Raw genomic sequence first — 13,782 nt, forward strand, 5'->3', positions numbered from 1 at the left:
ACGCGGAGCGCGGCGTGGTGTTCACTGATCTCAACGGAGAGCAGTGCTCTCGAATAACTGGAGGCCCGAGATGAACACCGAGAAGCGCTACATCAAGCCCGCCAAGGCCACCAACTCGTTCAACAACTTCGTGCAGTGGCTGACCAAGCGGGGCGTGAGCGTGGTGGGCAGCCGCGTGCTGATGGTCCGCGGCCGCAAGACCGGCGAGATCCGCGAGGTGCCGGTGAACCTGCTGCCGTTCGAGGGCGGCCGCTACCTGGTCGCGCCGCGCGGCGCGACGCAGTGGGTGCGCAACCTGCGCGTGGCCGGCGAGGGACAGCTGCGCGTCGGCAAGCGCGTGGAGGGCTTCACCTACCGCGAGCTGGCCGACGACGAGAAGCCCGCGCTGCTGCGCGCGTACCTCAAGCGCTGGAAGTTCGAGGTCGGCGTGTTCTTCGACGGCGTGGACGCCAAGGCGCCGGAGGAGAAGCTGCGCGAGATCGCGCCGGGCTACCCCATCTTCGAGCTGATGCCCGCCTGAGCTACTTCTTCGTGGTCCGCCGAGCTGTGGCGGCGACGGCCACGATCCCGATGAGGATCGCGACCAGCCCGATCAGGAACCACAGCTTCTGCCCGGTCATGAAACTGCCGGTGATGACGCCGGCGCCCTGCAGGACCCAGACAGCCCCCACCAGCACCAGCACCGCGCCGATGGCCAGCGTGATCCAGCGTTTCACGGCGGTTCCTCCTAGGTGGCTTCTTTCGCGACCAGGTCGTTGCGGTAGGCGTACACGACGGCGTGCACACGGTCGCGCAAGCCGAGCTTCGCGAGCACGCGGGAGACGTGCGTCTTCACAGTCTCCTCGCCGACGTGAAGCTGGCGTGCGATCTCCGCGTTGCTGCGCGCGTCGGCGATGAGGAGCAGCACTTCGCGTTCGCGGGACGTGAGCCGCGCCAGCTCCGGCGGCTCGGCGGCGCGCGGCTCGAGGCTGGTGGCGAAGCTGGCCACGAGCCGGCGCGTGACGGACGGGTCGATCAACGCGTCACCCCTCGCCGCGACGCGCATGGCGGCCACGAGCTCTTCGGGGGCCAGGCTTTTGAGCAGGAAGCCGCTGGCGCCGGCGCGCAGGGCGCGGTAGACGTACTCGTCGGCGTCGTAGGTGGTCAGGACCAGCACGCGGGTGTCGTTGCCGGGGGCGGCGAGGATGGCCTCGGTGGCGGCGAGGCCGTCGAGGCGGGGCATGCGGACGTCGAGGACCGCGACGTCCGGCTTGAGGCGCTGGGTTTCCGCCACCGCTTCACGCCCGTCGGCCGCTTCGCCGACACACTCGAAGTCGGGCTGCGTGTCGAGGAGGGCGCGCATGCCGGAGCGGAACATGGCGTGGTCGTCGGCGAGCAGCACGCGGATCATGCGACCTCCTGTGTTTTGCGGGACACCCGCACCCGGTCGGCGGCATGAGCAGGCCGGCGCGATTGTGTGCTCATGGGACCTCCAGGGGGAAGCTGGCCTTGACCTGCCAATTGTTGTCCTTTTGTCCGTACGTGACCTCGCCGCCGAAGAGTGTGACGCGCTGGCGGATCCCGGCGAGCCCCCGGTGGGCGCCGTCGCGCTGCGGGGAGGGGCGGCCGGTCTCGTTGGTGACGGCGAGGACGATTTCCGTGCGCCGGCGGTCCAGCGCGAGCTCGACGGCTCCGGTGCCGTGGCGCGACGCGTTCGTGAGGGCTTCCTGCGCGATGCGGTAGAGGGCGACGTCGAGCGAGCCGGGGACTTCGCGGACGTCGCCGTGCACGGTGAGGCGCACGGGCAGGCCCGCGGCGCGCACGGTGTCGAGCAGCTCGTCGAGGTTGTCCAGCCCGGGCTGGGCGGCTTCGTCACCACGCGCGTGCAGCAGGTCGAGCAGCCGGCGCAGGTCGGCCATCGCGGAGCGGCTCGCGGACTCGACCGCGCCGAGCGAGTCGCGGACCGGGCTTTCTCCTTGGGGCAGCCCCAGCCTCGCGGCACCGGCGTGGACGCCGATCGCGCTGACGTGGTGGGAGATCACGTCGTGCAGATCGCGGGCGATGGTCTCGCGCTCTTCGAGGACGGCCCGGTGGATGGCCTCGGCTTCGTGCCTTCGGCGCTCTTCGGCTTCACGCTCCAGGTCGGCTATGTACGCGCCCCGGGCCGTTGTGTACCGGCCGACGAGCCACGGCAGCACCGCCGAGACGGCCATGCTGATCGCGATGAGCGCCGGGTTCGAGCCCCGGCCGCCGCCGAGCAGCTCCCCCGCCCCGACGCCCGCCAGCATCGCCGCCAGCGCCACCACCGCCGGCCCCACCCGCAACCACGCCCCGGCCCGATACCCCGCGACGAGGACGCCCGCGTTGTTGCCCACCACGAAACCGGTGCAGGTGCAGAGGAGCAGCGGGGCCGCGACGAACAGCGCGGCATGACCGGCCGCCACCCAACCCGAGTACCGGGCCGCTCCGGCCAGGGCCCCGTCGACGACGACCGCGCCGCCGAGAATCACCCAGCCTCGCCAGCCGGCCTCGGGCAGCGGGCCGCGGAGGGTGAAGAGGGAGACGTCGCAGACCAGGCAGACGAGGGCCACCAGTAGCGATTGGCGGGCCAGTGACCCGTTGATGTCCCGCACCCGGCCAACTTACGCATCGGTGGCGGGGTTTTGTTGCGGTTTGGGGAGGGGACGCACGTTCGGCTGGGCGGGGTGTGGGTTTGCGGTGGGAGGGGACTGGTGGGGTGGGGTTGGTTGTGTGGTGGGACCGGTCGGGCCGCGGGTTTGCTGCGCGAGGGGACCGCTCGGGCCGGGTTTGCTGTGCGAGGGGGCTGGTGGGGCCGGGTTGGTTGTGCGAGGGGACCGCTCCGGCCGGGTTGGTTGTGCGAGGGGACCGCTCCGGCCGGGTTGGTTGTGCGAGGGGGCTGGTGGGGCCGGGTTGGTTGTGCGAGGGGACCGCTCCGGCCGAGTTTGCCGCGCGAGGGGACCGGTTGTGCCATCGCCGGGCGCGAGGGGAGGGTGGGGCCGGGAGGCAGGTTGGACCAGTCGCGCCGGGTTGGCCGCGCGAATGGACCGGTCGTGCCATCGCAGGGGCGCGAGGGGACCGGTCGCGCCAAATTCCTGCTAGCGAGTGGGCCGGCCGGGTCAGGTCGGCGACGCGGCTGGACCGGGCGTCGCGTGCCGGCGGGGCGCGATGGGACCGCTGGTGCCGAGTCGGGGCCTGCGATGGGACCAGTCGTGCCGCGTCGGTGGTGCGACTGGACTTCTGATGCCGGGTTTACCGCGCGAGGGGACGTGTCATGGCGAGCTCGCGAGTGGACTTCTCGCGCCGTGCGTTGCGAAGGGACCCGTCGTGCGGGGCGGTGATGCGAGGGCCCGATCGGGCAGAGTTCGCTGCGTGAGTGGACCGGTGGGGTGGACCGGTCGTGCCGTCGCAGGGGCGCGAGTGGACCGGTCGTGCGCGGTCGGCGGGGCGAGGGGGCCAGTGGGGCCAGCGGGGCCAAGCCAGCGGTGCGAGGGGACAGGTCGTGGCCCGTGGCACGAGTGGACTTCTCGCGCCTACTTCCGGCGGGCGAGGGGACCCGGCAGACGGGAACGACGACGCCGGCGTCACCTCCCGATGGCGGTCGGGCGGTGGCGCCGGCGTCGAGGGGCCCGGTCAGTTGCCGTAGCGGCGGCGGCCCTGGCCGGGCTGGCCGGTGCCGCCGGGGCCGGGGCCGCGTTGGGTGGCGGCGGTGGCGGGCTCCAGTGAGGTGGCGGTGGCGGTGGTGCCGTTGAGCTTGGCGATGACGGTGACGTTGTCGCCGGTCTTGGGGGTCGCGGCGGACTTCTGGGTGGACGAGTCGAGGACGTAGGTCTGCTTGTAGCCGTCCTTGCTGGTGAGGGTGACGGATGTCGCGCTGATCTCCGTGATGGCGCCGGTCTGGAGGCGTTCGGTGAGGTAGCCGCCTGCGTCGGTGACGACGAAGTCGCCGTGGAGGGCGTCGCGTAAGGCGGCGGCGCCGCCGAAACCGCCTGGACCGCCGGCGAAACCGCGGCGGCCGCCCGGGCCACCGAAACCGCCCGAGCCGCCGAAGCCACCCGAGCCGCCGGGGCTGCCGGGGTCTTGCTGCGCCGAAGCGTCATTGGAGCTGGTCCCCGCCCAGATCGCGAGGCCCCCGCCCACGGCGATGACCACGGCGACGCCCGCGGCGATCGCCGTTTTGCGGCCCGACCACGACTTCTTCGGGGCCGCCGGCGGCTCGCCGCCAGAGGCGCCCCACGTGGCGCCCTGCGCTGGATCGGTCGTCATGGTGTTTTCCTCCGGGTCTTGACTGTCCGACCGAGAGTCGCGGCCGCCGCTGTGCGGGAGCTGTGTCCGGAGTGGGTTGCGGCTGTGCAAGAGAGCCACGAACGGCTGAACCACCGCACAGGAAACGCACAGCCGCCGCACAGCTCGGCCTGAACACCGGGCCCGAGGATGGCACCATGAGCAGTATGAACGCGACGTCGCCTGGCCGGGGCAAGGACGAGCTGCGCCGCGCCGACGGCAGCCCGGTGCGGGTGCTGGTGGTGGACGACGAGTCGACGCTGGCCGAGCTCGTCGCCATGGCGCTGCGCATGGAGGGCTGGGAGGTGCGCAGCGCGGGCGACGGCACGGAGGCCGTCCGCGTAGCGCGCGACTTCCGGCCCGACGCCGTGGTGCTCGACGTGATGCTGCCCGACTTCGACGGTCTAGAGGTGCTGCGCCGCATGCGTGCCGAGGCGCCGTTCCTGCCGGTGCTGTTCCTCACCGCCAAGGACGCCGTCGAAGACCGCATCGCCGGCCTCACCGCGGGCGGCGACGACTACGTCACCAAACCCTTCAGCCTCGAAGAAGTCGCACTGCGGCTCCGCGCCCTCCTCAGGCGCGCCAACGGGGTGACGGGCGCGAGCGGTTCGCAGCTCGTGGTCGGCGACCTGACGCTCGACGAGGACAGCCGCGAGGTGCATCGCGGCGGCGACCTCGTGCCGCTCACGGCCACGGAGTTCGAGCTGTTGCGCTACCTCATGCGCAACCCCAAGCGCGTGCTGAGCAAGGCGCAGATCCTCGACCGCGTGTGGAGCTACGACTTCGGCGGCCAGGCCAACATCGTCGAGCTCTACATCTCCTATCTGCGCAAGAAGATCGACGCCGACCGCGAGCCCATGATCCACACGATGCGCGGCGCGGGGTATGTCCTCAAGCCCGCCGGCTGACGCGCCCGCGGGCCGCGCGCGCCGGCCGTGGTCGCTGCGGCGCCGGCTGATCGTGCAGCTGGCGGCGCTGCTGGCGCTCGTCTGCCTGGTCGTCGGCGTGGTCACGGAGTTCGCGCTGCAGGACTTCCTCGTCGGCCAGGTCGACAAGCGCCTCGCCGCGGCGACCGACCGCGGCTTCCGCAGTGGCGACCGGCCACCGTGGATCTACGGCGACAAACCGCCCCCCGACCCGCTGCGTGTGCTCGGCCAGGGCGACGGCACGCTCGCCGTCCAGGTCCACAACGGCGCGGTGCGCGCGGCCGTGCTCAACTTCGGCTCCGCTACGCCGTCGAAGGTCAAGCCGCCGCTGCAATCGGTCTCCACCGCGCAGCAGAAGCTGCTGCTCGGCCTCCCGCCCGACGGCCACCGCCGCACCATCGACCTCGGCGGCGACCTCGGTGAGTACCGGGTGATCGCGTCGTTCTCGCCGTCGGGTGATTTCTCGGTGGTCGGCCTGCCGCTCTCGGACGTCACGGACACGTTGTGGCGCTTGGGATTCATCTTCGGCGGCGTCGCGCTCGGCGGCATCCTCGTGGCCGGCGTCGCGGGCGCCGTCACGATCCGGCGCACCATGGCGCCGCTCGACCGGCTCGCCGCCACCGCGTCGCGCGTGTCGGAGCTGCAGCTCGACCGCGGTGAGGTGGCGCTGTCGGAGCGGGTGCCCGAAGTGGACACGGACCCGCGCACCGAGGTCGGCAAGGTCGGCTTCGCGCTTAACCGCATGCTCGGCCACATCGCCAACGCGCTGAAAGCCCGCCAGGCCAGCGAAAGCCGCGTGCGCCAGTTCGTCGCCGACGCGAGCCACGAGCTGCGCACGCCGCTGGCCGCCATCCGCGGCTACGCCGAGCTCACGCGCCGCAGCCAGGAGCAGGTGCCGCCCGACGTCGCGTTCGCCATGAACCGCGTCGAGTCCGAGTCGGCGCGCATGACGACGCTGGTGGAGGACCTGCTGCTGCTCGCCCGGCTCGACTCCGGCCGCCCCGTCGTGCCCGAGCCGGTGGACCTCTCGCGCCTGGTGGCCGACGCCGTAGCCGACTCCCACGTGGCCGGCCCCGACCACAAGTGGCGGCTCGAAGCGCCCGGCGAGCCGATCAGCGTCCTCGGCGACGCCGGCCAGCTGCACCAGGTCGTGCTCAACCTCCTGGGCAACGCCCGCACCCACACCCCGCCCGGCACCACCGTGACCACGGCACTGTCCACACAGGACGGCTGGGTGCGGCTCTCGGTGCTCGACGACGGCCCGGGTATCCCGCCCGAAATCCTGCCGGACGTGTTCGAACGCTTCGCCCGCGGCGACAACTCACGCTCCCGCGCGGCCGGCAGCACGGGCCTCGGCCTGGCCATCGTCGCCGCCGTCGTGGCCGCGCACAGCGGCCGCGTCTCGGTGTTCAGTGAGCCCGGACGAACAGAGTTTGTCGCAATGTTCCCGGAGTTCCGTGACCCGGCTATCACCCGGTCGTGAATTTCTCACAGGACGCGCACAGGAAGCGCACAAGGAGCCCACAAACCGCGTCGTGAGCATGGCCGCATGACGAGTGCCCTCACCGCGCCCGGACCGACCACAGTGGACCCGACGCCCGCGGCCCCGCCCGTGGAGCAGCCCAGATGGGTGCGGCCGGCGGTTGCGGTGCTCCTGGTCGCGACCGCTGCGCTGTATGTCACCGATGTTGCGATTTCGGGCTGGGGCAACGACTTCTACGCCATGGCCGTGCAGGCCGGTACCGAGAGCTGGAAGGCGTGGTTCTTCGGCTCGCTCGATCCGGGCAACGTGGTCACGGTCGACAAACCACCGTTTTCGCTGTGGGTCATGGGGCTTTCGGGCCGGATCTTCGGCTTCTCCAGCTGGAGCCTGCTGGTGCCCGACGCGCTGGCGGGCGTCGCGTCCGTCGGCCTGCTCTACCTCGCGGTGCGGCGCCTGTCCGGCCCCGGCACCGGGTTGCTCGCGGGCTCCGCGCTCGCGTTGACGCCCGTCGCGGCACTGATGTTCCGCTTCGACAACCCCGACGCGTTCCTCGTGCTGCTCCTGGTCGCCGGCGGCTACTGCGTGGTGCGCGCGCTGGAGCGGGCGAGCACGAAGTGGCTGTTGCTCGCGGGCGTCGCGATCGGGTTCGGGTTCCTCGACAAGATGCTGCAGGCCTTCCTGGTGCTGCCGGCGTTCGTGCTCGCCTACGCGGTGGCGGCGCCGACGTCGCTCGGCCGGCGCCTGTGGCAGCTGCTCGCCGCGGCCGGTGCGGTGCTCGTGTCGGCGGGGTGGTGGGTGCTGGCCGTCGCGCTGTGGCCCGTTGCCGACCGGCCCTACATCAGTGGTTCCACGAACAACAGCGTGCTGGAGCTGGCCTTCGGCTACAACGGATTGGGCCGGATCTTCGGCCAGGGTCACGGCGGTGCTGGCGCCCGGCCCGAGCTGCCGGCCGGCTTAGACCTGCCGAACCGGGCCGGCGGAGGTGGCGGCTTTCGCGGCTTCGGCGGCGGCACGGGCCTGACGCGGCTGTTCACCGAGCAGTTCGGCGGCGAGGCGTCGTGGCTGCTGCCCGCCGCGTTGATCGGGCTCGTCGCCGGGCTGTGGTTCACCCGCCGCGCCCCGCGCACCGACCGCAGCCGCGCCGCGCTGCTGCTGTGGGGCGGCTGGATGGTCGTCTCGGTCGTGGTCTTCAGCTACATGAGCGGGATCATCCACCCGTACTACACGGTGGCGCTCGCGCCCGGCGTCGCCGCGACGATCGGCATCGCGGCCTGCGAGCTGTGGCGCGGCCGGGCGCGCTTCGCCCCGCGCGCGGTACTCGCCCTGATGCTGGCCACCACCGCCGTGTGGGCGTTCATCCTGCTCGCCCGGACGCCGGAGTGGCAGCCGTGGCTGCGCTACGCCGTGCTCGTGCTGGGCGCGCTCGCCACCGCGGCCGTGCTCTTCGGCGTCGACTCGCTCCGCCGCGCGGCGCCGGTCGTCGCCGTGCTCGGGCTCGTGGCGACGCTGCTCGGCACGGCTTCGTTCACCGTCGTCACGGCCGCGACGGCGCACACCGGCGGCCAGCCGTCGTCGGGGCCGGCGGGGCAGCGTGGCGGCGGTGGGTTGCGCGGCGGCGGCTTCGGTGGGTTCGGTGGGACGGTGGAGTCCACAGTGGATCTTGATCGACTTCTCCAGGCGACCACCACGAAGTGGGCCGCCGCGCAGACCGGCGCCATGCAGTCGGCCGGTCTCGCGCTGAGCAGCGGCAAGCCCGTGATGGCCATCGGCGGCTTCAGTGGCAGCGACCCGGCGCCGACGCTCGCGCAGTTCCAGCAGTACGTCGGCGCCGGCGAGGTGCACTACTTCGTGGCAGGCGGCCGCGGTGGCTTCGGCGGCAACCGCGGCACGGCCGGGCAGATCACCACGTGGGTCGAGCAGAACTTCCCCGCGACGACCGTCGGCGGCACGACCGTCTACGACCTCACGCGAAAGTAATGCTCGTGTTCGCTCCACAGAGGACGAAACAGGGCCGCGCGGCGGGCACGCGACCGGCGAGCCACGCCGCGAGCGGGACCGCCGCGGCCGGCTCCACGGCCAGGCGGAACTCGCTCCACAGCCGGTCGCGCGCGGCGAGCAGCTCGGCGTCGCTGACCAGCACGGACGTGACGTTCGGGGCGTTCAGGATCCGGAAGGGCACTTCGCCCACGCGGGTCGCACCGAGAGCCGAGGCGGCCACGGAGTCGAGCGTGACGTCCACCGGCTGACCGGCCTCGAGCGCGGCGTGCAGCGCCTGGCAGCGCTCCGGCTCGACGGCGAACACGCGCCGTCGGTCGGCCGCCAGCGCCGTGCCCGCGGCGAGCCCGCCACCGCCGACGGCGACCACCACGGCGTCGACGTCCGGGTCGTCCGCGACGACCTCGGCCGTCACCGTGCCCTGGCCGGCGACCACGTCGGGGTCGTCGTAGGCCGGCAGGTAGCGCGTGCCGGGTTCGTCGCCGACGGCCAGCGCGGCGGCCGCCGCCTCCGCGTACGTCGCGCCGTGGCGGATCAGCTTCGCGCCCGCGGCCTCGATCCCGGCGGCCTTCGCGGCCGGGACGGACTCGGGCACGTACACGACCGCGGGCAGGCCCAGCGCCTGCGCGGCCGTCGCGACACCGAGGCCGTGGTTGCCGCCCGAAGCCGTGACGACGCGGCGCGGGGCCGGGCCGGCGAGCAGCGCGTTGACGGCGCCGCGCAGCTTGAACGAACCACTGCGCTGCAGGTGCTCCAGCTTGAACACCACGGGCCGACCGTCGATTTCGGTCCGTAACTGCGGTGTCCTCCGAACGTGTGGCCGGATGCGGTTCGCGGCTGCGGCCACGTCGGCGGGCGTCGGCGTACGCGGTGGTGTGCTCATACCGTCCATCTTCGTCTTGGGACACGTGGTCTTGAAGCGTTGTCGGGATCTTGTGCCAGTCGCTAAGCTCTCGCGCGGAAGAGCCAGGGGCCGGTCACCCTTGTCCGTTACGGTACGGGTCTCACCGTGCGTGTCGGGTGCCATGCATGGCCCCCTTTGCGGTGTCATCCGTTCGGTCTTGCTCCTTTGTGTACAGATGTCCGCCCGCGGTGCCGTGAGCGGAGGAACGGGAAGGTGACGCTGATGCGCCACGGCAGGACCCGGCCCCGGTGGGCCGGTGCCCGGGTGCTGTCGAGACTCGGCATTCGCGGCAAGCTCAACCTGTTGCTCCTGCCGCCGCTGGCCGCCGTGCTGCTGGTGTCCGTGCCGTTCGTGGTCAAGCAGACCGGCAGTGTCGCCTCGGCCGACGACACCGTTCGGGCCGCCTGGAACACCCAGGAGCTCAGCGGGCTCGTCTGGCAGGTGCAGCGCGAGGGCGTGCTCGCCGCCGCGTTCGTGGCCTCGCCCTCGACGGCCGACACCGACCTCGTGCGCCAGCAGCAGACCGTCGACGCGACCGTCGGCCAGGTCCGCACCGCGCTCGGCGCCGGCGCGGAGGCCGAGCTGAAGACGGCGCTCGCCCGCGTCGGCTCCCTGGGTGACGAGCGGCAGAACACCTTGCACCGCAGCATTTCCGCCGAACGCATCGCCCGCACGTACGACACCGTGGTGAGCGCGCTGATCGACGCGCTGCAGCTCGTGCCGCGCACGGCCGCCGACGCGGAGGGCGCCCGTCAGCTCTCCGCACTCGAAGCGCTCCTGCGGGCTGACGAAGAGGAGTCGCTGCGCGTCACCGCGCTGGTCGTCGCGGCCCAGTCGCGCTCGGCCGGACAGTCCCTCCTGGACGAAGCGACCCAGCGCGCGCAGGTGCACGCCGACCGCTTCACGCAGCTGGCCGGCCACGACCAGGCCGCGCTCCTGGCGGACGTCGACTCCGGCGAGGCCGCCCACCACGTCGACCAGCTCGCCACGCAGCTGCCCGAGCCGGACGCGGGGCCCGAGCCCTACGTGCACGACGTCGTGGCCGCCGGCCGGCAGCAGACCGCCGAACGCCGCACCGCGCAGGACCGCGTGACGGCCGAGATCAACGCCGCGGCCGGCGACCGCGCGGCCGCGGCGACCCGGCTGGCCTGGCTGGTCGGCGGCGGCGCGGCCGTCCTCTTCGGACTCGTCGCGTTCCTCGCGCTCGCCGTGAGCCGCTCGATCGCCGACCCGCTGCGCCGCCTCACCTCGGCCGCCACCTCCGTCGCCGACCTGGCCGACGCCGAGCTCGTCCGCGTCGGCGACACCGAGACCGAGACCACCAGGGCCAGCCTGGGCACGATCGCGTACGAGATGGCGATGTTCGCCAACCGCGCCACCGAGGTCCTGACCCCGGCGCTCATCGAGGAGCTCAAACAAGCGGTCGGCAGCTAGGCGCCGTTCGCCTCCGCTACACTGGACGACGGACCCCGCGCGGCGTCCACCCTGTGAACCTCCCCAGGGCCGGAAGGCAGCAAGGATAAGCAGGCTCTGACGGGTGCGCGGGGTCCCCTTTGTTTTGGAGCCGGCGTTTTCGGGGCCCGTTCAGAACAGCCCGAGCACGTCCTCCGGTGGCACCGGCGACGCGATCGGCTCGGCGTCCCGCACGGGCAGCGCCTTCCCCCGCAGCTTCCGCAGCTCGTCGCCGGAAACGCAGCGCGCCGGGTACGCCGAGGAAGCCGCCTTGCGCGTCAGGACGTCCACCGGCAGCTCCGCGCGCGAAGCCGCCACCACGACGTTGCCGAAGCGCCGCCCACGCAGCACCCCGGGCTCGGCCAGCAGCACGACGTGCCCGAACACCTCGCCGACCGTCGCCAGGAACCGCCGCACGAACGCCAGCCCGGGCCCGTCGGTGATGTTCGCCAGCATCACGCCGCCGCCGCGCAGCACGCGTGCCACGTCGGTCACGAACTCCACTGTCGCCAGGCCGCCGGCGAACGACGCCCGCTCGAACGCGTCCACCACCACGAGGTCCGCCGACGCGTCGTAGCGAGACGCGACGCCCTCGCGCCCGCCCTCGATCCGCACCTTCAACCGCGGCACGCTGCGCAGGTCCAGCTGCTCGCGCACCAGGTCGATCAGTGGCCCGTCCGCGTCGAACACCAGCTGCCGCGACCCCGCCCGCGTCGCCGCCACATATCGGGCGAGGGTGCACCCGGCGCCGCCCACGTGCAGCGCGTCGAGTGGCCCTTCGGGCAGGCAGTCGACGACGTCGCCGAGCCGCCGGACGTAGTCGAACTCCAGGTTCGTCGGATCGTCGAGGTCGACGTAGGACTGCGCCACCCCGTCGACCGAGATGAGCCACGCGTTGGGTCGATCCGCGTCGGCGAGCAGTTCGGCCGTGCCGAACCGCACCGGGTAGTTCCCCGGCCGCGGCCCGCCCTTGTCGCGGCTGCGGGCAGAACGGCTCACGGGTTTCCTCTCTTCGGACGAGTCCGTCCGAGCGTACTTGTGGCGGTTTCGGGCACACCTGAAACGTCTTCGGGTCTCCGTCGATAAGGGTTCGGAAGATCCTTTACCGATGTGGGGGAAACCGTTGAACGGGACAAGACTGCTCGTCGCCGGGGCTGTGCTGGCGCTCGGGCTGGGGGTCGCCACTCCGGCGAGCGCCGACGTGCTGAGTGACCGCGCGCAGGCCGTGGCGCTCTACGAGACCGGCGGCCCGACGATGACGAACGCGGCGCGCAAGGCGCTGCTCGGCACCGCCGACGAGCTTCGCGAGTTCCTGGCCACCGGCCGGCAGAACGCGCAGGACAACGACGAGCGGCTGCTCGTCGACCAGGCGCTGGCCGCGGGCGGGCCGATCGTGAAGCGGGACGCGCAGAAGGCGCTCGACGGCACCCCCGACGACATCCGCGCGTTCCTGGCCACCGGCCTGCAGGTTTCGCGTGAGATCGACGAGGACCTGCTGGTCAACCAGGCCATGTCCGCGGGCGGCCCCGGCGTGAAGCGGGCGGCGCAGATCGCGCTCGACGGCACCCCGGCCGACCGGCACGAGTTCCTGCAGACCGGCCTCGCCCAGGCCCAGGCCGACGACGATCGCGTGCGCGCCACGCAGGTCATGTCCGCAGGCGGGCCCGAGGTCCACGCGGCCGGGCAGCAGGCGCTGAGCGGCACGATCGAGGACGTCCGCTACTTCCTGTCCGTGTGGAGCGGGGTCGCCGCGGCGGGCGACACCGAGATCACGGCCGTGACGCACCAGCGCGACCTCGCGCGCAAGGCCGCGGCGTTCCACTTCAAGGCCCAGGCGCAGGCGGCGGCCGACTCGGCGGCGAAGCTCGCGAGCGACGCGCGCAAGGCCAACGCCGACCGGCTGGACAAGCAGCTCGCCGCGGGCCAGGCGGCCGGGCAGAAGGCGGCTGCGGAGGCGGCTGAGGCAGACGCCGACGCCAAGGCGAAGGCCGACGAGGCGGCTCGGCTCGTGGCCGAGAAGGACCGGCAGCTCGCCGAGGCCGTCGCGCCGGGCACGGACCCCGCGCTCGCCCTCACCGACGGCCGCTCCGCCGCGCTGTACCTCCTGCGCAACGCCGGCCCCGCCGTCCGCACCGCGGCCCGCGCGGCGCTGAGCGGCACGGACGAGAACCTCACCGCGTTCGTCCGCACCGGCCTCGACACCGCGCAGGAGGCCGACGACCGCGCGGCCGTCACGGCCATCGCCGACGGCGACGGGAAGCCCGCGCTGAAGCAGGCCGCGGCCGACGCGCTGGCCGGGACCTGGGCTCAGGTCAAGGAGTTCCTGCGCACCAAGCAGTACCCGGGCAAGGAGAACGACGAGCGCCTCGCCGTGGACCAGATCCTGGCCGCCGGTGGTCCCGCGACCCGCGATTGGGCGCAGAAGGCGCTCGACGGCACCCCCGCCGACGTGACCGAGTTCCTCGAGAAGGGGCAGTACCAGGCGAAGGAGATCGACGACCGCATCTTCGTCGGCCGGGCGATGTCCGCAGCCGGTGCCGAGGAGGTCAACGCCGTCGCGCAGGGCGCGCTCGACGGGCCGGACTCGGCGCTCGCGGCGTTCCTCGCGAACGAGGTGCCCCGCGCCCAGCAGCGTGACGCGACGACCGCCGCACACGTCGCTGCGGTGAACGCGCTGGTCGCGGACGCGGCGAAGGCGGCTGCCTCGGTGCGCTGACCTGCCACGGCGAAGGTTGTCGGTC

The 13,782-nt window shown here is 72.8% G+C and carries 12 protein-coding genes and 1 other RNA gene; 7 read left to right on the forward strand and 6 right to left on the reverse strand.

What is annotated here, in order from left to right; all coding sequences use genetic code 11:
• Nucleotides 1–70 precede the first annotated feature (70 nt).
• On the forward strand, nucleotides 71–520 hold the full coding sequence (locus QRX50_RS10610) for a nitroreductase family deazaflavin-dependent oxidoreductase (RefSeq protein WP_285971780.1): 450 nt from the start codon (nucleotides 71–73) through the stop codon (nucleotides 518–520).
• A 1-nt stretch (nucleotide 521) separates the two neighbouring features.
• On the opposite strand, the gene QRX50_RS10615 is transcribed toward QRX50_RS10610, so the two are convergent.
• The 4 genes from QRX50_RS10615 to QRX50_RS10630 all read right to left on the reverse strand — a co-directional run bounded on the left by QRX50_RS10615 (nucleotide 522) and on the right by QRX50_RS10630 (nucleotide 4,263).
• The gene (locus tag QRX50_RS10615) at nucleotides 522–716 is read right to left on the reverse strand and encodes a hypothetical protein (protein ID WP_285971781.1); all 195 of its coding nucleotides are present in this window, start codon (nucleotides 714–716) and stop codon (nucleotides 522–524) included.
• A gap of 11 nt (nucleotides 717–727) precedes the next feature.
• Complete coding sequence (locus QRX50_RS10620) at nucleotides 728–1,390, reverse strand: response regulator (protein WP_285971782.1); 663 nt, start codon at nucleotides 1,388–1,390, stop codon at nucleotides 728–730.
• A 70-nt stretch (nucleotides 1,391–1,460) separates the two neighbouring features.
• Nucleotides 1,461–2,612 (reverse strand): sensor histidine kinase, encoded by a 1,152-nt coding sequence (locus QRX50_RS10625; RefSeq protein ID WP_285971783.1) that lies wholly within the window; start codon nucleotides 2,610–2,612, stop codon nucleotides 1,461–1,463.
• 1,018 nt (nucleotides 2,613–3,630) lie between these two features.
• Entirely contained in the window at nucleotides 3,631–4,263 is a 633-nt protein-coding gene (locus tag QRX50_RS10630) for a hypothetical protein (protein ID WP_285971784.1), read from the reverse strand.
• A gap of 176 nt (nucleotides 4,264–4,439) precedes the next feature.
• Between QRX50_RS10630 and QRX50_RS10635 the strand changes: the two genes are divergently transcribed.
• The 3 genes from QRX50_RS10635 (at nucleotide 4,440) to QRX50_RS10645 (ending at nucleotide 8,667) form a co-directional block, all read left to right on the forward strand.
• Complete coding sequence (locus QRX50_RS10635; protein ID WP_285971785.1) at nucleotides 4,440–5,189, forward strand: response regulator transcription factor; 750 nt, start codon at nucleotides 4,440–4,442, stop codon at nucleotides 5,187–5,189.
• Nucleotides 5,167–6,690, forward strand: a complete 1,524-nt coding sequence (locus QRX50_RS10640; protein WP_285971786.1) for a sensor histidine kinase — start codon at nucleotides 5,167–5,169, stop codon at nucleotides 6,688–6,690. Before QRX50_RS10635 ends, QRX50_RS10640 begins: the two co-directional genes overlap by 23 nt.
• A 66-nt stretch (nucleotides 6,691–6,756) precedes the next feature.
• Nucleotides 6,757–8,667: a glycosyltransferase family 39 protein gene (locus QRX50_RS10645; RefSeq protein WP_285971787.1), complete on the forward strand. Its 1,911-nt coding sequence runs from the start codon at nucleotides 6,757–6,759 to the stop codon at nucleotides 8,665–8,667.
• Here the strand turns inward: QRX50_RS10645 and QRX50_RS10650 are convergent.
• Nucleotides 8,654–9,577, reverse strand: coding sequence for a serine/threonine dehydratase (locus QRX50_RS10650; protein WP_285971788.1), 924 nt, complete (start codon nucleotides 9,575–9,577; stop codon nucleotides 8,654–8,656). The two genes, QRX50_RS10645 and QRX50_RS10650, sit on opposite strands and share 14 nt — an antisense overlap.
• Before the next feature lie 234 nt (nucleotides 9,578–9,811).
• Here QRX50_RS10650 and QRX50_RS10655 point away from each other — a divergent pair, with 234 nt between their 5' ends.
• The gene (locus tag QRX50_RS10655; RefSeq protein ID WP_285971789.1) at nucleotides 9,812–11,023 is read left to right on the forward strand and encodes a nitrate- and nitrite sensing domain-containing protein; all 1,212 of its coding nucleotides are present in this window, start codon (nucleotides 9,812–9,814) and stop codon (nucleotides 11,021–11,023) included.
• Nucleotides 11,024–11,050: 27 nt separating this feature from the next.
• Nucleotides 11,051–11,145: signal recognition particle sRNA small type (gene ffs, locus QRX50_RS10660), an RNA gene on the forward strand.
• Nucleotides 11,146–11,173: 28 nt separating this feature from the next.
• On the opposite strand, the gene QRX50_RS10665 is transcribed toward ffs, so the two are convergent.
• Complete coding sequence (locus QRX50_RS10665; RefSeq protein ID WP_285971790.1) at nucleotides 11,174–12,040, reverse strand: spermidine synthase; 867 nt, start codon at nucleotides 12,038–12,040, stop codon at nucleotides 11,174–11,176.
• A gap of 124 nt (nucleotides 12,041–12,164) precedes the next feature.
• Between QRX50_RS10665 and QRX50_RS10670 the strand changes: the two genes are divergently transcribed.
• Entirely contained in the window at nucleotides 12,165–13,757 is a 1,593-nt protein-coding gene (locus QRX50_RS10670; protein ID WP_285971791.1) for an ALF repeat-containing protein, read from the forward strand.
• Nucleotides 13,758–13,782 lie beyond the last annotated feature (25 nt).

Source organism: Amycolatopsis sp. 2-15, from assembly GCF_030285625.1.
GTDB classification, from domain to species: Bacteria; Actinomycetota; Actinomycetes; order Mycobacteriales; family Pseudonocardiaceae; genus Amycolatopsis; species Amycolatopsis carbonis.

Bases quoted from the DNA above. Each gene is read 5' to 3' on its own strand.
- QRX50_RS10610 (WP_285971780.1), top strand. From the start codon at position 71: ATGAACACCGAGAAGCGCTACATCAAGCCCGCCAAGGCCACCAACTCG.
- QRX50_RS10630 (WP_285971784.1), bottom strand. From the start codon at position 4,263: ATGACGACCGATCCAGCGCAGGGCGCCACGTGGGGCGCCTCTGGCGGC.
- QRX50_RS10645 (WP_285971787.1), top strand. From the start codon at position 6,757: ATGACGAGTGCCCTCACCGCGCCCGGACCGACCACAGTGGACCCGACG.
- QRX50_RS10620 (WP_285971782.1), bottom strand. From the start codon at position 1,390: ATGATCCGCGTGCTGCTCGCCGACGACCACGCCATGTTCCGCTCCGGC.
- QRX50_RS10635 (WP_285971785.1), top strand. From the start codon at position 4,440: ATGAGCAGTATGAACGCGACGTCGCCTGGCCGGGGCAAGGACGAGCTG.
- QRX50_RS10650 (WP_285971788.1), bottom strand. From the start codon at position 9,577: ATGGACGGTATGAGCACACCACCGCGTACGCCGACGCCCGCCGACGTG.
- QRX50_RS10655 (WP_285971789.1), top strand. From the start codon at position 9,812: ATGCGCCACGGCAGGACCCGGCCCCGGTGGGCCGGTGCCCGGGTGCTG.
- QRX50_RS10640 (WP_285971786.1), top strand. From the start codon at position 5,167: ATGTCCTCAAGCCCGCCGGCTGACGCGCCCGCGGGCCGCGCGCGCCGG.